At 35.8% G+C, this 21,141-nt stretch carries 14 protein-coding genes; 12 read left to right on the forward strand and 2 right to left on the reverse strand.

Annotation, left to right across the window (positions count from 1 at the left end; genetic code table 11):
• Positions 1-5: 5 nt before the first annotated feature.
• A complete protein-coding gene (galK, locus tag E0I26_RS08215; RefSeq protein WP_131916011.1) occupies positions 6-1,172 on the reverse strand; it encodes a galactokinase in 1,167 nt (388 codons plus the stop codon).
• 28 nt (positions 1,173-1,200) lie between these two features.
• Positions 1,201-2,250 carry an aldose epimerase family protein gene (locus tag E0I26_RS08220; protein WP_131916012.1) on the reverse strand — a complete coding sequence of 350 codons (1,050 nt, stop codon included), beginning with the start codon at positions 2,248-2,250 and terminating at the stop codon, positions 1,201-1,203.
• A 103-nt stretch (positions 2,251-2,353) separates the two neighbouring features.
• Here E0I26_RS08220 and E0I26_RS08225 point away from each other — a divergent pair, with 103 nt between their 5' ends.
• The 12 genes from E0I26_RS08225 (at position 2,354) to E0I26_RS08280 (ending at position 20,910) form a co-directional block, all read left to right on the forward strand.
• Positions 2,354-3,352 (forward strand): GntR family transcriptional regulator, encoded by a 999-nt coding sequence (locus E0I26_RS08225; protein ID WP_131916013.1) that lies wholly within the window; start codon positions 2,354-2,356, stop codon positions 3,350-3,352.
• A gap of 309 nt (positions 3,353-3,661) precedes the next feature.
• Positions 3,662-4,891 (forward strand): ROK family transcriptional regulator, encoded by a 1,230-nt coding sequence (locus tag E0I26_RS08230; RefSeq protein WP_131916014.1) that lies wholly within the window; start codon positions 3,662-3,664, stop codon positions 4,889-4,891.
• 593 nt (positions 4,892-5,484) lie between these two features.
• Positions 5,485-8,865 (forward strand): SusC/RagA family TonB-linked outer membrane protein, encoded by a 3,381-nt coding sequence (locus E0I26_RS08235; protein ID WP_131916015.1) that lies wholly within the window; start codon positions 5,485-5,487, stop codon positions 8,863-8,865.
• Between the two features lie 11 nt (positions 8,866-8,876).
• The gene (locus E0I26_RS08240) at positions 8,877-10,382 is read left to right on the forward strand and encodes a RagB/SusD family nutrient uptake outer membrane protein (RefSeq protein WP_131916016.1); all 1,506 of its coding nucleotides are present in this window, start codon (positions 8,877-8,879) and stop codon (positions 10,380-10,382) included.
• A gap of 242 nt (positions 10,383-10,624) precedes the next feature.
• Positions 10,625-11,545, forward strand: coding sequence for a dihydrodipicolinate synthase family protein (locus E0I26_RS08245; protein ID WP_131916017.1), 921 nt, complete (start codon positions 10,625-10,627; stop codon positions 11,543-11,545).
• 29 nt (positions 11,546-11,574) lie between these two features.
• Complete coding sequence (locus E0I26_RS08250; RefSeq protein WP_131916018.1) at positions 11,575-12,747, forward strand: galactose oxidase; 1,173 nt, start codon at positions 11,575-11,577, stop codon at positions 12,745-12,747.
• A 42-nt stretch (positions 12,748-12,789) separates the two neighbouring features.
• Positions 12,790-14,034, forward strand: coding sequence for an MFS transporter (locus tag E0I26_RS08255; RefSeq protein ID WP_131916019.1), 1,245 nt, complete (start codon positions 12,790-12,792; stop codon positions 14,032-14,034).
• Positions 14,035-14,148: 114 nt separating this feature from the next.
• Entirely contained in the window at positions 14,149-16,275 is a 2,127-nt protein-coding gene (locus E0I26_RS08260) for a GDSL-type esterase/lipase family protein (protein ID WP_235831744.1), read from the forward strand.
• Positions 16,276-16,388: 113 nt separating this feature from the next.
• Positions 16,389-17,573, forward strand: a complete 1,185-nt coding sequence (locus tag E0I26_RS08265; protein WP_131916020.1) for an AGE family epimerase/isomerase — start codon at positions 16,389-16,391, stop codon at positions 17,571-17,573.
• A gap of 149 nt (positions 17,574-17,722) precedes the next feature.
• Positions 17,723-18,868 carry a sialidase family protein gene (locus E0I26_RS08270; RefSeq protein WP_235831745.1) on the forward strand — a complete coding sequence of 382 codons (1,146 nt, stop codon included), beginning with the start codon at positions 17,723-17,725 and terminating at the stop codon, positions 18,866-18,868.
• Between the two features lie 76 nt (positions 18,869-18,944).
• Complete coding sequence (nagA, locus tag E0I26_RS08275; protein WP_131916022.1) at positions 18,945-20,075, forward strand: N-acetylglucosamine-6-phosphate deacetylase; 1,131 nt, start codon at positions 18,945-18,947, stop codon at positions 20,073-20,075.
• 52 nt (positions 20,076-20,127) lie between these two features.
• On the forward strand, positions 20,128-20,910 hold the full coding sequence (locus tag E0I26_RS08280; RefSeq protein ID WP_131916023.1) for an RMD1 family protein: 783 nt from the start codon (positions 20,128-20,130) through the stop codon (positions 20,908-20,910).
• Positions 20,911-21,141 lie beyond the last annotated feature (231 nt).

Raw genomic sequence — 21,141 nt, forward strand, 5'->3', positions numbered from 1 at the left:
TTTAATTATAGGATATAAAGTGATGTCCCGTTTCCGATTTTGACATCATAATTTTTTAATTCTATTCCAAATGCATGATGGTACAGTTTCGAGAGTCTATTTTTGATATCCTCTTCATGTCCCTTTTTTACCAAATTAATGGTGCAACCGCCAAAACCGCCTCCCATTAGTCGGGATCCAATCACGGCCTCTTCATTCTTAACAGCGTCAACCAGAAAATCCAATTCATCACAACTCACTTCATATTCTTTGGATAATCCTTGATGCGTTTCGAACATAAGCTGCCCTAAAACTTCAATTTTTCCGTTATCCAGCGCTTCACAGGCTTTGGCAACACGACCAATTTCTTGTACCACAAAATGGCTTCTTTTGAAGACCTCTTCACTCATCTGGTCTTTCAGACTCAAAACCTGACTTTCGTTACAGTCCCTAAAACTGCCAACCTCCGGGAAATTGCTTTTGATAATCGCAAGCCCTTCTTCGCACTCTTCCCTTCTTTTGTTGTAAGCCGAAGTAAACAAAGAATGCTTCACATTGCTGTCAAATAAGATCAGGGAATAATCCTTGAAATCCGCATCGTGGTATTCGAATTCCAACGTTCGGCAATCGATTTTTATCACTTTGTTTTCTTGTCCCAAAACACTCGAAAACTGATCCATTATACCACAATTGATTCCCACCCAATGCTCCGATTTTTGTCCCATCAAGGCGATATCAATTGGTTTTATGTTCAAATTAAAAAGTTCATTTATCCCATATAAAAAACCACATTCTAAAGCTGCCGATGAGGACAATCCAGAACCAACGGGAATATTGCTGCTAAAAACGCAATTAAAACCTTCAAAAACAAACCCATTAATTTTCAACTGGTTGATAACACCACGGAGATAATTTGTCCAAACCTTTTCATTCAACTCAACAACAGCTGCAAGATCTATTTCAAACTCATCATCAAGATCTACCGCGATTATTCTGGATTGGTTAGAGTTGTTTTTTTCGAAAGCAAAACAGATAATTTTGTCGATAGCCGCGGGCAAAACATAACCGTCATTATAATCGATATGTTCTCCAATAATATTGATTCTCCCTGGAGAAAGAACTACTTTTTCTGGAGCCAAACCAAATTTTTCTTGAAAATGACTTATCGTTTTTTGTATTAAAATATCATTCATTATGTAGTAATTGTAAGAGCATTCTTTTTTAAAAAATTTCAAATTTATATCTGGTCTTATGACAATACATTTCTCCTGTTTTTAGGACTGCATCCGGGAAATGCGCTTGATTGGGAGCGTCCGGGAAATTTTGTGCTTCAAAACAGATGCCGCTCGATGAATGGTACAACACTTTTTCTTTCCCGAGTATAGTTCCGCAATTCCCTCCAACATAAATATGAACCGCAGGCTGATCTGTATAAACGGACATTTTCAGATTATTCTTTTTATTGAAAAGAGCCGCCGAAAGTTCGTTTTTGTATTCTAAAACAAATGTATTATCAATTTTTAGAGGACATTTTTTAGGCAAACTAAAATCAAAAGGATGATTCTTTAAATCTACGAAATTCCCTGTTGGAATATTCTCGGTTGTTGTTTCCAATATTTTTTTAGAATTGATAGTCAATTCCTGATCTGAAATATTGGATTTATGTCCATCGAGATTAAAATAACTGTGATGCGTCAAATTCACAATAGTATCCTCAGTCGTTGTTGCGCTGTATTCAATAATCAACTCGTTCCCTTCAGACAAGGTATAAATTAACTCCACAGACAGATTTCCTGGGTAATTTTCTTCCTCATTTGGGCTAAGATAGGTCAAGGTTATGGATGGATTTTCTCCATAATTTACGTTTTTCACCTTCCAAACTACCTGGCTAAAGCCAATAGTACCTCCGTGAAGCGAATGCTTATTGTTGTTTTTATTGAGATGGAATATTTTATCATTTAAGCTAAAAGTCCCATCGCCAATTCTTCCTGCAAATCTTCCGACAGTTGCTCCCAGATAAGGTGCACTTTCTAAATCGAATGATTTTAAGTAGGCTCCCAAATTGTCAAAGCCCAAAACGACATCTGCGACTTCGCCATTTTTCAGCGGAATTTTCAACGAACTAACCGTAGCGCCATAATTGATAACTTCTAATTTGATTCCGTTTTTATTGGAAATTTGGTAAGCGAAAATTGCTTCGCCATCCGGCATTAAACCAAATAATTTTGTTTCGGAATTGGTAATAAAATGGGATTCTTGTTTTATTTTCATTGTTTTATTAAGAAAAATGAAATTCAAAATTATACTAAATTTCAAAAAAAATATACCAGTACCTACCAGTTTTTTGTAACTTGCACAAAAATCATTTCTTATTATGAAAATCATTTCTATTCAAAATAATCTTGGCATACCCAAATACAGGCAAATTGTTTTATCAATCGAGAAGGCTATTGAAAATGAAAAACTGATAAAAGGCGAGCGACTTCCCTCGATAAACAAACTCTGTTTGGAATTTTCATTATCCCGAGACACCGTTTTACAAGCGTATGAGGAGTTGAAAAAAAGAGGCATCATCTATGCCATTCTTGGCAAGGGCTATTACGTAAAGAGCATAGAGGTAACCATAAAACAAAAAATATTCCTGTTGTTTGATGAATTGAACAGTTTCAAAGAAGATATTTACAATTCGTTTTTAAAGAACACCGGAAAGGATGTTCAGGTAGACATATATTTTCACCACTTTAACATCGAAATGTTTAGAAAATTAATTACTGAAAGCAACGGTAACTATACCAAATACATCATAATGCCAACCAATTTAGCAGATGCCGCTTCAATCATTAAAACCCTACCGGTAAACGAGGTGTTTATATTGGATCAAACCAATCCCGAATTGGAATCCTTCCCTGCGGTCTATCAAAACCACAAGAAAGACATTTATGACGCTTTAATAAAAGGCAAATCCCATTTAAATAAATATGAGAAACTGATCTTGATTTTTCCTGGATTTCGCGAACCGTTAGGAATGAAGGAAGGCTTTATCAATTTCTGTCACGATTTCTCTTTCGAATATCAGGTAATTACGGAATTTGGCGATAGAGAAATCACGATTGGCGAAGTGTACATTATTCCGAACGACAGGGATTTGGTGGCCGTCATAGAAAAATCAAAACTTCAAAATTTGAAATTGGGGAACGATTACGGAATTATCTCCTACAACGAAACCCCATTGAAAAAAGTGGTAGAAAACGGAATAACAACCATTTCTACAAATTTTGTGGCCATGGGGAAGATTTTATCCCAAATGATTTTGAAAGGAAAAAAAGAACAAATAGAAAATAAGAGCGCTTTACTCATTAGAAATTCTTTGTAATATATTAAAATGAATAACCTTAAGTACTAATTAATTATTTCAGCCAGGAAACAAGTGAAGCGAACTGACGAAGTAATTTTAAAAAGGCACAAAAAATCCATATTGTATGTCATTTCGACGAAGGAGAAATCACATAATCTGAATAACTTGATGTGATTTCTCCTTCGTCGAAATGACAAAATCACATTCTATGAACTAATTTGTTTTAAAAGTGTTTGTCCTGATAGCGATCTAATTTACAACATGGATTTAAATAAATTATAGTACGTTTGTAATGGAATACCACCAAACTTTTTAAAAAGCCTAAAGATGAGTTTAAAAGATTTACTAGATAATAACACAGATGATAGCCTTTCTGGGCAAAAGTGGCGTATTCTAAGACAGTCAATCGTAAAACGTTTGTTATCCGCCGGAAATGCGACAATAGCAGAATTAAGTTCTGAATTACAATCGAGTGTTCCAACGATTACCAAAGCCATCAATGAATTACTATTGGAAGGTTATGTGGTCGATATGGGAAAGATTACCAATAGTGGCGGAAGACGTCCCTCACTGTACAGCATTAACCCAACCTGCGCTTTCTTTTTAGGCGTTGAAGTAAGCAGAACCAGCATATCCATTGGTCTACAAAATATTAAAAATGAATTCATCAGCATAGACTTAAGAACATCCTTTGCTTTAAAAAACTCCCAGGAATCCCTTTTAGAATTTTGTGATTTGATAAACTCTTTTATTGAAGACAGCTCGGTCGAAAAAGAAATGATTGTGGGCGTTTGCATCAACTTTTCAGGTCGTATTAATTCAATGGAAGGCTTCAGTTATAATTACTTCTTTAGTGAAAACAGACCTTTAACAGAAATTATTTCAGAACAATTGAACTTACCGGTTCATTTAGAAAATGATACCAGAGCCATGGCTTTTGGTGAATATTGTGAAGGAGTGGTTGATGATGAGCAAAATATCATCTTTTTAAATTACAGCTGGGGGGTCGCTATAGGAATTATTTCCGATGGCAAACTTTATTATGGAAAATCCGGTTATTCCGGAGAATTTGGACACAGTACTATTTTTGACAACGAAATTATGTGTCAATGCGGCAAACTGGGATGCCTGGAAACCGAAATTTCTGGCTGGTCACTCGTAAACCAGTTCAAGGCTGCTTTGAAAGAAGGAAAACAGTCAAAAATTACCCTCAATGACAATTCTGATTTACAACATCTTGATATTATTGCAGGAGCCATAAATCTGGAAGATAGTTTATGCGTGGAGTTAGTTACAAAACAAAGTGAGAAAATGGGACGTTATTTATCTATTTTACTCAATATATTTAATCCAGATTTATTAGTGATTGGCGGTGATTTTTCACAATTGGGCGATTATGCTCTTTTACCAATCCAGTCTGCTTTAAAAAAACATTCTTTAGGTTTGGTGAATAGAGACATGAAACTCAAAAAATCCACTTTAGGACTTCGTGCAGGAGTTATAGGCGCTTGTTGCGTTATAAAAGAGAAAATGCTATCCCCTTTGGTTAATAATTAAAATTAATGTTAAATTTTAATTATTAAAATTTTTTAATAAATACTTCAACTTATTAAAAAAATTTATATATTTACAACCTGACAGTTATCTTTTAGATAAAAAGCATTGGCTCTTTTAACCATCTGCTCTTTCTTTTTAATAAAAATGTTACGAAAAATCATTTTAGTTCAATTGGATGAAATGGAAATGAAATTACTATCGCAAAAAGGGAATTCTCCATTTTAGCAATAGTTAGCCTTCAGTCTTATTTCTTTATTTGAATAACTTGACATAATTGCAAATACATCATTTGAAAAAAGAAGTTTTATTTGAGAACTTTTGAATGGGATTTACAATTATCAGAAATGATAGAGACATTTAAAAAGAAACGATGCCTATTTTAAAATTACAGGTGAATTTTAAAAGTAATGTCATAATAGTTCGACTAAAACGGGGAAACCCTTTTTTATAAATATTTTTTGTTTCCCATAAAAAAGCCAGCAGATGCTGCGAACACTACTGGCTGACTCCTTAATACTAAGGAACATAGACTGGAAAACAAATAAATAAGACCACAAAGGAAAAATTATTATTAACCAAACCATTACAAAAGTATGAAATTACTACCAAAAAGCAAGCCTAAAAATTATTGGCTTACGCCAAAAATCGGGAATGTTATCAAATTAACACCCCTGTTTTTAATACCTTTCACCATACAGGTATCGGCGGCAGAAACCTCACGAACAGTTACTTTCCCCGAAAAAAACGGAATAGTAAAAATAGAAAATGACAGAACGACAATTAAATTATCTCTAATTGAAAAACAAATTAAGGGTAAAGTATTGGATGAATCCGGAAATCCTTTACCGGGGGTTAATATAATTGTGAAAGGCACAAACATTTCAACACAAACTGATTTTAACGGTAATTTTACGTTGACCGTTCCTGATAATGCTACAAAGCTTATTGTTTCTTATATTGGCATGGTTCAACAGGAAGTAACTATTGGGAACTCCCCAATTACTGTTGTCTTAAAAGAAGCAGGCCAGACCTTGGACGAAGTTGTTGTTACTGGTTATGGCAAACAAAGTAGAGCCACATTAACAACTTCTATCTCTAAATTAGACACAAGAATTTTAGAGACGTCGAGCAGGTCGAATGTAGCAACGGCATTACAAGGTACTATAGCAGGTTTAAGAGTGACAAATAACACAGGACAGCCTGGTTCAACTCCTTCGATTGTTTTGCGTGGAGGTACCAATTTTAACGGAACAGGATCCCCTCTTATTTTAGTGGATGGTATTCCTGGTGATTTCTATGCTTTGAATCCTGATGATGTTGCATCTGTTGAGGTACTGAAAGATGCAGCAGCTACAGCTATTTATGGAGCAAGATCAGCTAATGGGGTTATTTTAGTAACCACTAAAACAGGTAAAGCAGGCAGATCTTCTATTAATTACAAATATAGATATAGCATAAATAAAGAAAGAAACGATATGCAGTTTTTAAGTGCTGCTGATTTTATAAAATACAACAGACAAGGGGTAGCCTATCAAAGACAAGCTGCTAATAATCCAACTGGTTTTGGTAATTTTTTAGATGGAGCAACCGCTTTTGGTACAGGGGGAAACACAACAAATTCTCCTTATACCGTGCAGTTTCTAACACCTGCTAACACTCATTTATTGAGCCAACCCGGATGGAAAACCATAACAGATCCTTTGGATGCCAGTAAACAAATTTTATTTTTAGATAATAATGTAAATGATCTTATCTATCAAAACAGCGAAACCAAAGATCATTATTTATCATTTGATGGCGGTAACGACAAAGGAACATATTATTTAGGCCTAGGCGCTTTAGATAATGACGGTTTGGTTTTAGGGTCTGGTTTTAAAAGATACTCTGGAAAATTTACAGGTTCATATAAGATTACTGACAAGATTAAAGTTAACTCTAACATCATATATTCTCATTCTAACCTAAGTATAAGCCCATTAGGCGGCACTGAAAGCGATATATTTCACAGGTTTGCAGGGCAAGCACCAACTTCTAGAACATATGACAATAATCCTGACGGAACTTTATCTACTGTTTTGAGTCCGGGTATAAATAACTCTTTCGGTAATCCATTGTATTATCAAGACAAGTTTATCAGAAAAAATTTAGAACAACGACTGTCTGCATCCGCCGGCTTAGATTGGGATATTATTGACAATTTAGCGTTATCTGTAAAAGCTAGTCATTTTACAATTAACAATCATAAAGAAAATTTCAATAAAGCTTATGTACAGGGACCTAGCTCGACTGCACCCATAACAACACGTTTTGCTTCTGTAAGTTTAGATAGAACACTTAGAAATCAGTTGACTGGAACTTTAAATTACACCAAAAAGTTTGGCAGTCATAATTTCAATGCCTTGATAGGTGCTGAATATTTCAAAGACAATGTCTTTTTTAGCGATGCAGGCACTAAAAATTCTCCAACAGATTTAATCGAAACGCTTAATGCAGGTTCAGAAGTTAATGGCATTCCATACAGTTTTGAATCAGAACAAGTTATCGTGTCAACATTCGGAAGATTAATATATGATTTTGACAATAAATATTTATTAAGCGCAACGTTTAGACGTGATGGGGCATCAAGATTGGGAAATGAAAAATTTGACTTTTTCCCTGGGGTGTCTATTGGTTGGAATGCGCACAATGAGAAGTTTTTAGAAGGTGTTAGCAAATATGTGTCAAAATTAAAACCAAGATTAAGTTATGGGGTTAATGGTGACGTTAGTTCGATAACTAGACCAGGACAAAAAGATTATACCGGGAATTATTCAGTCTTTGGATCTTATGCCTCTCAAGACGTTTATAATAGTCAAACTGGCTATGCTAACACAGCCTTACCTACTTTGGATCTTGGCTGGGAACGCTCAACTACAATTAATGCAGGTTTAGATGTATCTTTTTTTAATAACAGACTAAACTTTATTACGGATCTGTACTCAAGAGATGTTAAGGGTAAAATATCAGATCTTACCTTGCCCTATTGGACAGGATTCTCTTTTATAAGAACTAATAATGGAGTCATTAGAAACAAAGGATTCGAGCTTGAAGTAAATGCAGATATTATTAGAAATGATAATGTAACATGGAATGTTGGCGCAACTTATACCGCCAATAAGAATTATGTGATAAAACTTCCTAAAAATAATAATGCTTTAAACAGGCAAGGAGGTACAGAAATTTATGATCCTGCTACAGGTTTAACAAAGTGGGTAGGAGGATTAGAAGAAGGAAAACGTGTTGGATTGGATGAAATTGTAGTTTATGTACAAGATTACATTTATGCGGATCAGGCAGCTGTAGATGCACATGCGACACGATCAGATGTATTGTTACCAAATCCTCTCAAGCGTTATCCTGGAGATGTTGCCTGGAAAGATTTGAATGGAGATAATATCATTAATAGTCTGGACAGAAAAGTTATTGGGCGTAGTACACCAAAATTAGTAGGTGGATTCACTTCTAACGTAAGCTATAAAAACCTTAGTTTATTTGTTAAAACTGACTTTGCCACAGGTCATTTAGTTTATAATCATATTAGAGGTAAAGGCTATGCACAAACACAAGGAAATCAAAATCAAACATTAGAAGTATTGGATTCTTGGACTCCTCAAAACACCAATACCGATTGGCCACGTGTGGTTTTTACTGATACGCAAAGAAATATCCTTAGAGGGGATGGTACTGTTTCAAGAAATAGCCAGTTTTGGGAAAAAGGGGATTATTTAGCCCTAAGAGAAGTTACCCTGAACTATAATTTGCCTGCAAAAAAATATTTTAAGGGGGCTATACAGAATTTTAATCTTTATGTAACAGGAAGTAACTTGCATTACTTCAAGAGTTTTAGCGGTGACACCCCAGAAATTGGAGGAGCGCAAGAAGGTGCGTTTCCTATGCCTAAAACAATGACAATTGGACTTAATGTAACTTTTTAAATATTATAAAAATGAAAAAATATATATCAATATTACTAGTTGCTGTTTTTTTTAGTTCATGCGAAAGTGAGCTTGAATTAACGAGCCCTAGTGAATTAACAGCGGCTGGTTTCTGGGATACAGAAAACGGCGCAAGAGCTGCACATACAGGATTGTATGCTAATCTTAGAGGGTCTTATAATAATTTGTTCTTACTAGGAGAGATGAGAAGTGATATTTGGGGAGGTCCAACATTCGAAACTCTGGCCGATGAAAACCTCATAAAATCAGATATAACGACAACTACGGCACCTTTTGGGGGTTGGGCTGGACTTTATGGCAACATTCATAAAGTAAATGATTTTTTGAAAAATGTGCCTAACATTAGCTTTACAAGTGTGGCAGATAAAAATCATCTTATGGGCCAGGCTTATGGTCTAAGAGCTTTATACTATTATACGCTTTTAAAAACATGGGGTGATGTGCCTATTTCTTTAGAGCCTGTAACAAATGTAGATCCATCTTCTTTGGGCAAGGCGAGATCCTCTCAAAATGAGGTAATGACTCAAATAAAAGCTGATATAACAGCCTCTTTAAGCGCTTTTGGCTCTAATAATAGCTTTTATCAAAACACCAGAGTATATTGGTCCAAAGCAGCGACATTAGCTCTTAAAGGAGATGTGTATATTTGGTCCGGTAACTTGCTTGGTGGTGGAGCCGCTGATTTCAATGAAGCAAAAGCCGCTTTGCAACAGATTGCATCATTAGATGTAAGCTTAGCACCTAGTTCTGGTTTGTGGGGTGTAGCGAATGAAAACAACAAGGAATTTATTTTTGCGTTGCAATACAAACAAAACGAAGCTTCAAATATATACAATAGTTTTACCGGTAGAGGTACAGAAATTAATCCAAAATTTGACGACAAAGGTATTGCAATGACAAGTTTCGTAATAGCCGGATCAAATAGATATGGTCAATCTGAGAAAACTATATTGTTGCTAGACGATAATAAGGACAGCCGAAAAGATCTTACTTTTATTAGATTGTATAAAGATAATTTAGTTTATCCTACGTATAATGCCACTAAATATTTTGGTAATATACTTAATAAATTTTTAGGAAGAGTAGCCGGAACTGAGCGAATATTTGAAAATGACGTACCAATTTACCGATATGCAGATGTGGTATTACTTTTGGCTGAAGCTAAAAACTTATTAAATGAAGATCCTTCTACGGAAATCAATGATATAAGAAAAAGAGCTTATGGCATCGCAAATTATAATGCTAATCCAACACTTGCATATGTTAATGGAACTAAATTAGACAACACCAACGCTATCTTGAACGAACGTTATAAAGAGTTTATTGGAGAAGGTAAAAGATGGTGGGATTTAAGGAGAGCAGGAAATAGCTTTGTCTTTAGCAACGTGAGCTATTTATCTCCAGCCAACGAGTACAAATTATTATTACCTATAACTAGCGATATGATGGGTAGAAATCCTTTGCTTGTGCAAACGCCAGGTTATACAAATAATTAATTTTTATATTTTTTACTGATAGAACCGACAATGAAAACTTTGTCGGTTCTTTTTAAAACAAGGTAACCAATTCCTATAAATTGGGTATTTAAGTTAGTCCAAATAAATGATTAAGCAAACTAACATGGACACCAATTAAAAAAACACAATAAAACTCATATTTGAGATTTAAAGATAAAGCTGGAAATTCAATAATTTCCATCCTAATTAAAAAGCATAAAAAAATTATAAAAAGATATCTCATGAAAATTGAACACTTACAAGGGCTTATTTCAGCTCCTTTTACACCCTTTGACAGCAATGGAAAATTAGATGTAAGCCTCATTCCAGCCTACTATACTTTTCTAAAACGAAACGGAATAACGGGTGCTTTCATTAATGGTTCAACCGGAGAAGGTGTTTCTATAACCTTACAGGAGAAAAAAGCCGTGGCTCAGGCTTGGGCAGATTGTTCTAACCATGATGCTGATTTTAAAGTAATGGTATTCTTAGGCGGAACTTGTCTTACGGATTGCATTGACTTGGCTAAACACGCTTATGAAATCGGATTGTATGCCGTTTCTTTGACCGCACCGTTTTATTTCAAACCTGCAAATGTTGATATGTTGGCGCAAGCTTGTATCGAAGTGGGTAAAAGTGTTCCTGACATGCCCTTCTATTACTATCACATTCCAGTTTTAACAGGCGTAAATTTACCAATGTTTGATTTAATAAAAGCATTAGATGGAAAACTTCCAAACTTTGCCGGTGTCAAATATACGCACGAAGATTTTATGGATTTCCAAAGTTGTATGAGCTATGAAAATGGCAAATTCGACATGCTTTGGGGACGTGACGAGAATATGTTGTCCGCATTAGTATTAGGTGCCAAAGGGGCTGTTGGAAGTACATTCAATTATGCAGCTCCATTATATTATGATTTGATAGCGGCTTTTAATGCCAATGATTTAGTTAAAGCGCGTGTCTTGCAACAAAAATCAATTGATATGATTCGCTTATTGGGTAAATACGGCGGAATATCTGTAGGTAAAGCCTATATGAAAGTGGTAGGACACAATTTAGGTGAATTTAGATTACCGGTTAAAAACATGAGTGCCGAACAATTTGAATTGTTTAAAAAAGATGTGGAAAGTCTGAATTTTGAAAATTTTAAATCGAAATAGTTCGTTCGTTTTATTAGAAAACAAATGCTATGAATAAATATATTTTTCCTCTAATCCTCTCTTCTCTATTTATGTCGACAACAGATGCCCTTTCTCAAAAAAAAGCTGTAAACCAGATTGAATGGAAAACAGCTGCACAACTCCAAAATGCCGATAGCAGTACCTCATTAGGTTTTGCCGGTGCTATTAATGGCATCAGTAACGATGTTTTAATTGTTGCCGGTGGCGCAAATTTTCAAGATAAAATGCCTTGGGAAGGAGGGAAAAAACACTATTCTAAAGAAATTCACGTATTGCAGAAATGCAATGATAAATATAGTTGGAATAAAGAGGTACAAAGCACACTAGCAGAACCTATCGCCTATTGTGGCAGTACCGCTACAGATTTAGGCGTGGTATATGTAGGCGGAGAAAATGAAAACGGTCTTTCGAATAAAGCCTTTATATTAAAATGGAATGCGGACAAAAAAGAAGTGGAAACAAAATCCTTAGCTAATTTCCCTTTGGCTGTAGCCAATGTAGCCCTTACACACATTGGTACTGTTGTCTATGCCGTTGGCGGTGATGAGGCTACGAAATCGTCCGACATTTTCGTCAGTCTTGATCTAAATGACGCAAATCCGGAATGGAAAATATTGCCCAAATTACCCTTGGCTTTAGCCAATTCAATTGCAATTGTACAAAAAGGAAAAAATGGAACTAGTATTTATGTGGTAGGCGGCAGAACAAAAACAGACTCCGGGATAAGTGATTTACACAACACCACTTTTGTTTTTGATGTAAAAAAACAAAAATGGGAAAGTGCAGCAACCATATCCGATGGAAAAAACACCACTAACTTTTCTGCAGGTGCAGGTGTTGCTGTAGGCAATCATTCTATCCTAATTCTTGGCGGAGACAATGGCGTTATTTTTCATCAAATTGAAACTTATTTAGCCCAAATCGCCAAAGCCGAATCGGCAGAGGAAAAAGCAGACCTCATCACTAAAAAGAATCAATTAGTCACCAATCATCCTGGATTTTATAAGGGCATCTTATTATACAATACACTAACAGACCAATGGAAAAAAATAGGTGATTTGCCTTTTCTCCCTCATGTTACTAGCCCAGCTGTACTATGGAATAAAAAAATAGTCTTATCTAATGGAGAGATAAAACCGGGTATTCGTACGCCAAATGTTATGTTAGGAACAATAAAATAATGACTCTTAAAAAGCAATTTTTAAAGTACATCTAAAAAAAATATGAAAAATACTAAATATTATCCTTGGGTAGTAGTAGGCTTGCTATGGCTTGTTGCCTTACTAAACTATATGGACCGACAAATGCTGGCCACTATGCGTCCTTCAATGGAAGCGGACATTCCTGAATTGGTATCCGGTGAGAATTTCGGGCGTTTAATGGCTATATTTCTTTGGATCTATGCTTTAATGAGCCCTATATCGGGTATTATCGCTGATAAATTAAACAGAAAATGGTTAATTGTAGGCAGTTTATTTGTTTGGTCAGCCGTTACTTATGCCATGGGTTACGCCACAAGCTACAATCAGGTATATTGGCTAAGAGCTCTTATGGGAGTCAGTGAAGCTTTATATATTCCAGCCGGTTTATCGCTAATAGCTGATTATCATCAGCAAAAATCAAGATCACTTGCCATTGGTATCCACATGACCGGACTTTATGTGGGATCGGCCTTAGGAGGTTTTGGTGCGACAATTGCCGCTACTTATTCTTGGCATTCTACTTTTCATTATTTCGGAATAGCGGGTGTGGTTTATGCTGTCGTTTTGGTTTTCTTATTAAAAGAGAAAAAAACGGTTGAGACAAAAATCATAGACCTAAATTTTGTTGGAACCAACGAAAGACCTTCTATTTTGCAAGGTTTGGCATTATTATTTACTAATATTTCTTTTTGGATTATCTTATTTTATTTCGCCATAATAAGTTTACCGGGTTGGGCTACTAAAAACTGGCTCCCTACTCTATTTTCTGACAACTTAGGAATCCCGATGGAACAAGCGGGGCCACTAGCAACCATCACCATCTCATTTTCATCATTATTGGGGGTTATTTTTGGAGGAATTTTATCCGACAAATGGGTACAGAAAAATGTTAAAGGCAGGGTTTACACCAGTGCTATTGGTTTGAGTTTAACCATTCCGGCTTTATTGCTAATTGGTTTTGGGGATTCACTATTTCATGTTGTTGGAGCTGGGCTTTTCTTTGGTATTGGCTACGGAATGTTTGATGCCAATAATATGCCAATCCTTTGTCAGTTTGTTTCTTCAAAATATAGAGCAACTGCTTATGGTGTTTTAAATATGACCGGAGTAGGTTGTGGTGCTTTAGTAACCTCATTGCTAGGCAAATCCTCTGATAGCGGTACTTTAGGCTATGGTTTTGCGCTAATGGCCGGCGTGGTCTTAATTGCTTTGGTTGTTCAAATCAGTTTTTTACGTCCAAAAGTAAATGACTTTGTTGATGCATAAAAATTCTCAAACATAGCTTTACTATGTTTTTATAAATTGTTTGGTTTTGGTTAGTTTTTATCCGTTGGGGCGAAACTGCTATGTTTCGCCTTGACTGATAAATTGTCAAACCCTTTGAAATACCTATCTAACATGATGAACTATTTGAAAAGGAATCTTCCCTTATTCGTGTTTTTAATTTCTATATTCAGTCATTTTGAACTAGCTGCACAAAAAACCGCTATCAAAGTGGCCTGTATTGGAGACTCTGTAACGGCCGGTTATCTTTTGGCTAATCCCACAACCGATTCCTATCCCTCACAGCTCCAAATTATGATGGGGGAAAAATATGAGGTTAAAAACTTCGGACATAGTGGTGCAACGCTTTTGAAAAAAGGTAGTAAACCCTATTATAAAACAAAAGAATGCACCGATGCCATCTCCTACAAACCGGATATTGCTATTATTCATTTGGGTTTAAATGATACGGATCCTAGAAATTGGCCGAATTACAAAGAAGAATTTGATGCAGACTATTCTTGGTTAATAGATACTTTAAAAAAACAAAATCCAGCTGTAAAAATATACATCTGTAGAATGACGCCTATCTTCAATGAGCATTCCCGCTTTAAATCGGGAACCAGGGATTGGTATTGGCAAATTCAATCCCATATCGAGAATATTGCAAAAGCAAATCAAGTAGGCTTAATTGATTTACACGAAAAATTATATCCTCGTCCGGATCTTTTTCCGGATGCCTTACATCCGATAAAAGAAGGAGCAGCTATTTTGGCCCAGACCGTTTACGGGAATATTACAAAAGATTTTGGAGGATTGAAACTAGCGGCTGTTTTTACAGATAATATGGTTTTACAGCGCAATCAACCTATTCCAATTTATGGAACTGCTAACGGTGGAGATTTGGTGGAAGTGACTTTTAAACAACAGAAAAAAGTGGCAACAACCGACCAATATGGAAAATGGAAAATTACTTTTCCTGCTATGACACACGGTGGACCTTATGAGATCAACATTCGATCTAATGCACGAAATATTGTTTTGAAAAATATTCTGTTTGGTGATGTTTGGTTCTGTTCCGGACAATCGAATATGGCATTTCAACTTCAAAATTCGGAAAACGGAGCAGCTGAAGTAAAAAAAGCAATCGCCAATTCTACCATACGTTTATTCAATTATAAGAATATTCGGGAAACAGATGATACGGTTTGGGATTCGATCACTTTGTTGAAAACCAACCAATTAAAATTCTTTTCAGGAAGTTGGTCCGTTTGTGATTCAACAAGCGCTAAAGATTTTTCGGCAATTGCCTATTATTTTGGTAAAAATATTGTCCATGAAGAAAATGTTCCCGTTGGTTTAATTCAAGTTGCCGTTGGCGGATCACCTATAGAATCTTGGATTGATAGATACACATTGGAACACGATGATAAAGTGGTTGATCTATTGACCAACTGGCGCAAATCTGACTTTATTATGCCTTGGGTTAGAGAACGTGCCGGCGTGAATTTGAAAAATGCAACCAATGCGAAACAACGCCATCCTTACGATCCTTCTTATAATTTTGAAGCCGGTGTTGCCCATTTTACAAAATTCCCGATTAAAGGAGTGATTTGGTATCAAGGGGAAAGCAACGCACACAATATTGAATTGTACGAGCATCTGATGCCAGTGATGGTTCAAAGCTGGCGCAAAGCCTGGGGAACCAACCTCCTATTCTATTACGTACAATTGTCCAGCATCGACCGTCCAACATGGCCGGCTTTTAGAGACGCACAAAACAGAATACAAAAACAAATACCGAATAGCGGCATGGCCGTTAGTATGGATTATGGTGATGTTACCAATGTTCACCCAATTAAGAAAAAAGAAGTGGCGGATCGTTTGTCACTTTTAGCCTTGCGCTACACCTATGGAAAATCGGTTACTGCCAATGGTCCTTCTCCATTGAAAGCGGTACAAAAAGAAAATACTATTATTGTTTCATTCGCATTTGCAAAGCAATTATCTACAGCAGATAAAAAAGAATTAATTGGTTTTGAATTAGTTACCGATAAAGGAATTCACATTCAAAGCAAAGCAACCATTATCAAAAACCAAGTGATTATTGGCATTCCAAAAGATGAAAAGATAAAAGCAGTTTTATACGCATGGAAGCCTTTTACTATAGCTAATTTGGTGAATGAAGCCCATTTACCATGTTCGACATTCAGATTAGAACTAAATCCGTTAGCTGAGAATTAACAGGTTGATTTTATAAATTTTAAAATAAGTAGTCAAATACTTTTGACTAAGCGACATATAATTAACGACTAGTGTAAATTAAAAAATACAAGTTTCAAAACACATATTAAAAAATGAGTTATTCAAAAACAGATCTCCAAAACCTGAAAGAGTTTTATCAGAATCAATTACTAAATGACACAGTACCTTTCTGGTTTCCTCGTTCTATTGATACCGAATTTGGCGGTTATTTATTAATGCGGGATCAAGACGGAAGTTTGATTGACGATGATAAAGCGGTTTGGATACAAGGCCGTGCCGCTTGGTTATTGTCCACACTTTACAATACTGTCGAGCCAAAACAAGAATGGCTGGAAGGTTCTAAAATAGGCATCGATTTTTTAAACAAGCATTGCTTCGACACTGATGGACAAATGTTCTTTCACGTTACCCGTGACGGACAACCGATACGCAAACGCCGCTATTATTTTTCGGAAACCTTTGCAGTAATCGCCATGTCAGCTTACGCTAAAGCAAGCAGAGATGAGGCGACAGCAGAAAAAGCTCGTTTTTTATTCGGAAAATGTATCGAATATTCAACTACATCAGGTTTATTAGAACCTAAATTCACCGCTACCAGACCATCAAAAGGAATAGGAACGCCTATGATTATGATAAACACGGCGCAACAGTTACGTGAGAATATTGGAGACCCACGTTGTGATGAATGGATCAGCAAATGGATTGCTGAAATTGAGCGCGATTTTGTAAAAGACGATATTAAATGTGTGATGGAGCAAGTGGCACCAGATGGTTCAATTATAGATCACATTGATGGCCGGACATTGAATCCCGGACATGCCATTGAAGGCGCTTGGTTTATTTTACATGAAGCAAAATATAGAAATAACGATCCTCATTTAATTGAATTGGGCTGTAAAATGCTGGATTACATGTGGGAACGCGGCTGGGATAAGGAAGATGGCGGTATTTTATATTTCCGTGATGTATATGACAAACCGGTACAGGAATACTGGCAGGACATGAAATTTTGGTGGCCTCATAATGAGGTAATCATTGCAACACTCCTTGCCTATACCATGACCGGTGATGAAAAATATGCTAAATGGCATAAAATGGTACATGATTATGGGTACGTCAAATTTCATGACAAAGAGAATGGAGAATGGTTTGGATATCTACATAAAGATGGAACTATTGCCCAAACCGCCAAAGGAAATATGTTCAAAGGTCCTTTTCATTTACCACGTCAAGAATGGTACTGTTTGCAACTACTTAATGAACATTTAAATAAATAATTTTAAATATATTGGTGAAAATTATTCAAGAACGTCATTTCAATCTTTTTCTGTATACTGAAACAGAACAAAATGTACCGAGAACCGTTTTTAATGCTAATTTTATTCAATAGCCCAGAAATACAAAATAACCTTAAATCTATTTTATCATGAAAAAAATTTTCATATCGCTATTATTAATCACTGCAACGGGGCTTTCCGCTCAAAATAAAACCTATAAAATAGCAGATGGAGTACTCACACATCAGGATTTATTTAATACATCTATGGTTGAGGGTGTTTCCTGTTTTCGAATCCCTGCTATAGTTACTGCTCCAAATGGTGACCTTGTTGCTGCCATTGACGAACGCGTACCTTCCTGCGGCGATTTGAAGTGGAGTAAAGACATCAACATTGTCCTGCGCAGAAGTGCCGATAACGGTAAAACCTGGTCTAAGATTGAAACCGTGGTTAATTTTCCTTTCGGGCAATCCGCATCTGATCCTTCGATGATTGTAGATCAACAAACCAATGAAATCTTTCTGTTCTATAATTATATGGATTTGGATAAAGAAAAAGACGTTTATTATTTACACGTTGTAAAAAGTGCCGATAATGGTATAACCTGGAGTAAACCACAGGACATTACCAGTCAAATAGCGAAACCGGAATGGCATAAAGACTTTAAATTCATCACCTCGGGGCGTGGAATACAAACAAAAAACGGAAAGCTATTGCATACTTTGGTAAATTTAAACAGTGGCTTATATATTTTTGGCAGCGATGACCATGGAAAAACATGGTATTTTATTGATACTCCTATAAAACCGGCAGATGAATCAAAAATTATCGAATTAGCCGATGGAAGCTGGATGATTAATGCAAGAGTAAATAAGGGCGGAATGCGCTATGTGCATACTTCAACAGATGAAGGAAAAACATGGAGCTCCAAACCAGAACCAAAGTTAATAGACCCAGGTTGTAATGCAGGTATCGTTCGATACACGGCGAAAGCAGATGGATATGATAAAAATAGAATCCTTTTTTCGAATGCTAAAACGGAAAAAGGACGCACAAACATGACCGTTCGCATTAGTTATGATGAAGGAAAAACATGGACCGAAGGCAAAACAATATATGGAGGTGGCTCAGCATATTCATCCCTTACAATACTGAAAAATGGAGACATCGGTGTGTTTTTTGAGAAAGATGACTACACTCAAAATACATTTGTAAGCTTTTCTTTAAAATGGCTTACTGACGGAAAGGATAATTTTAAAAAACCTTCCAAAAAAAGAAAATCAACAAAAAAATAAATAACAATTATTGGCCCTCTATGAATTCTGAATTCATAGAGGGCTTTAATTTATATACTAAATAAAAACTTAAAAAATGAAACAGGCTATTATTAATGCCAACGTTCATACTGGAGATGAAATAATTGATAACGGTGTTATTATTATAGAAAACGGAAAAATCCTTTCGGTTCAAAAAGAAATCCCAAATGATATTGAACAAATTGATTTAAAAGGAAAACATATCTCTTCTGGATTTATAGACATTCAAATAAACGGTGGAGAAAAGCATTATTTCAGTCAATTTCCAACTGAGGAAACCATTCAGGATATTTATGATTCGAGTTTAAAATATGGCACCACCCATACCCTGCCCTGCTTAGTGTCCTCATCCAATGAAACTATTCATCAAGGAATTGAAGCCATTCGTAATTATAAAGCAAAATACAATAACGGAGTTATGGGAATGCACTTAGAAGGCCCTTTTCTAAATCCTCTAAAACGCGGTGCACACAGCATTAATCAAGTTCGCAAACCTACTAATTCCGAATTAGAGGAAATCATTCGCTATGGCAAAGACATAATAAAAGTAATCACAATTGCCCCGGAATGTTTTACTGATGAGCAACTGGATATGCTTTTGGAAAGCGGCATTGTTATCTCGGCAGGACATTCAACGATGACTTACAAACAATCACAATATTATTTTTCTAAAGGGATTAAATTGGTAACTCATTTATTCAATGCCATGACTCAGTTTGGTCATCGCGAACCGGGCTTGGTTGGTGCCACTTTCGAAAATGAAGCTGTCTATGTACCAATTATTTTAGACGGTGCCCATTGCGATTATGCCGCTGCAAGATTGGCATATAAATTAAAGAAAGATAAACTCTTTCTAATTAGTGACGCTGCCTTTTTAGGACGCAAAGTTTCTAGTTTTAAATGGGATAATTTTGATGCACATCTGGAAAATGGCTTTTACAGAAATGAAGAGGGTAATTTAGCCGGCGCCAGCATTTCGATGGAGGAAGCAGTGCAAAATGCTTTCAACCATTTGAATGTATCTGCTGATGAAGCTATCAAAATGGCTACCTGTCGTGTTGCAAGCGCTATTAATATGCAGGATCAATTGGGTAAAATAAAGCCTGGATTTCCGGCTAGTTTCGTTACGTTTAATGATGATCTGTCAGTAATGGAAACGTTGAATTTTAATACAATAACACCCTAAAAATCTTTCTCCAAAGTGAAAATTTCTTAAATTTGTATAAAATAGTTTGATTATGGAAATCAGAATCGAAGCTGTTCAAATCGCTGAATCTTTCAATATCAAAAAATTCCGCGGGGATTTTCGTGCCGAAGCACATTCCGGTTCCACTTCGGAAGTTTTCTATGCATTAGAGGAAAGCGAACGTTATTTGTATGTTTTTGATTATGGTGTGGTGGTCTTTGCTAATTATGATGCGGTTGCCAAAAGTGAATTCGTAAACTTTATAAAAAATTATGCCACAACTTTAGTTGACTTGGATTTATCGGAAGAATACCGCATTGAAACCGATGATAAACTACAAAAGGTCACCGTGAAAAACAATTATGTCACCGTTCCCCTATTAGACTCTTCCATATTGCGTATTGTGATGCTTAACATTGGGCAATCAGTAGCATTGGATTATTATGAGGTATTGACCAATGAACTCATTACATCTTCAAAAAACTATATTCTGGAATTGGAACAACGCGGTAAACTCAGTATTTCCAAAACCAATTTGCTTAAATACATCGGAAAAGTCCTGAATGTCAAAAATAGTATTGTAGACAATTTATATATTCTTGACGACCCAAATCTCGTTTGGGACAACGAAGAACTCAACCTGCTCAACCGCCACCTCAAAGCTAATTTTGATATCAATACCCGCTTCAAAGACCTTGATTACCGTCTTCAAATTGTAGAAAACAATCTTACGTTGTTTACAGACGTACTGAACGTAAGGGAAAGCTCCCGTCTGGAATGGGTTGTTATTATATTAATTGCTCTCGAGATTGTAATTGCTTTGTTTTTTCATTAAAAATTTATAAAAACCTAAAGCCTGTTGCATCCGATTTTCTCTTACTTTTCTAAAGAATGAAATGGTGCTGTTATTTTTAAGAAGTTTCATTTACTAAGAAATAGGTCTTGCCGTTTTTTTTGATTATTATACCACAACAATAATTCCCATTGATTTTCCGGTAGGCTTTTTTTGTTTTCGTCGCTTATAATGCAGTATTTTGGAGAAGTAAAATTTTCGATATGAAAATGA

The sequence above is a fragment of the Flavobacterium rhamnosiphilum genome (genome assembly GCF_004349195.1).
In the GTDB taxonomy this organism is placed as follows: Bacteria; Bacteroidota; Bacteroidia; order Flavobacteriales; family Flavobacteriaceae; genus Flavobacterium; species Flavobacterium rhamnosiphilum.

Excerpts from the sequence above, each read along its gene's own strand:
- E0I26_RS08280 (WP_131916023.1), top strand. The coding sequence starts at position 20,128 with ATGGAAATCAGAATCGAAGCTGTTCAAATCGCTGAATCTTTCAATATC.
- E0I26_RS08225 (WP_131916013.1), top strand. The coding sequence starts at position 2,354 with ATGAAAATCATTTCTATTCAAAATAATCTTGGCATACCCAAATACAGG.
- E0I26_RS08255 (WP_131916019.1), top strand. The coding sequence starts at position 12,790 with ATGAAAAATACTAAATATTATCCTTGGGTAGTAGTAGGCTTGCTATGG.
- E0I26_RS08270 (WP_235831745.1), top strand. The coding sequence starts at position 17,723 with ATGAAAAAAATTTTCATATCGCTATTATTAATCACTGCAACGGGGCTT.
- E0I26_RS08235 (WP_131916015.1), top strand. The coding sequence starts at position 5,485 with ATGAAATTACTACCAAAAAGCAAGCCTAAAAATTATTGGCTTACGCCA.
- E0I26_RS08230 (WP_131916014.1), top strand. The coding sequence starts at position 3,662 with ATGAGTTTAAAAGATTTACTAGATAATAACACAGATGATAGCCTTTCT.
- E0I26_RS08220 (WP_131916012.1), bottom strand. The coding sequence starts at position 2,250 with ATGAAAATAAAACAAGAATCCCATTTTATTACCAATTCCGAAACAAAA.
- E0I26_RS08250 (WP_131916018.1), top strand. The coding sequence starts at position 11,575 with ATGAATAAATATATTTTTCCTCTAATCCTCTCTTCTCTATTTATGTCG.
- E0I26_RS08245 (WP_131916017.1), top strand. The coding sequence starts at position 10,625 with ATGAAAATTGAACACTTACAAGGGCTTATTTCAGCTCCTTTTACACCC.
- nagA (WP_131916022.1), top strand. The coding sequence starts at position 18,945 with ATGAAACAGGCTATTATTAATGCCAACGTTCATACTGGAGATGAAATA.
- E0I26_RS08240 (WP_131916016.1), top strand. The coding sequence starts at position 8,877 with ATGAAAAAATATATATCAATATTACTAGTTGCTGTTTTTTTTAGTTCA.
- galK (WP_131916011.1), bottom strand. The coding sequence starts at position 1,172 with ATGAATGATATTTTAATACAAAAAACGATAAGTCATTTTCAAGAAAAA.
- E0I26_RS08265 (WP_131916020.1), top strand. The coding sequence starts at position 16,389 with ATGAGTTATTCAAAAACAGATCTCCAAAACCTGAAAGAGTTTTATCAG.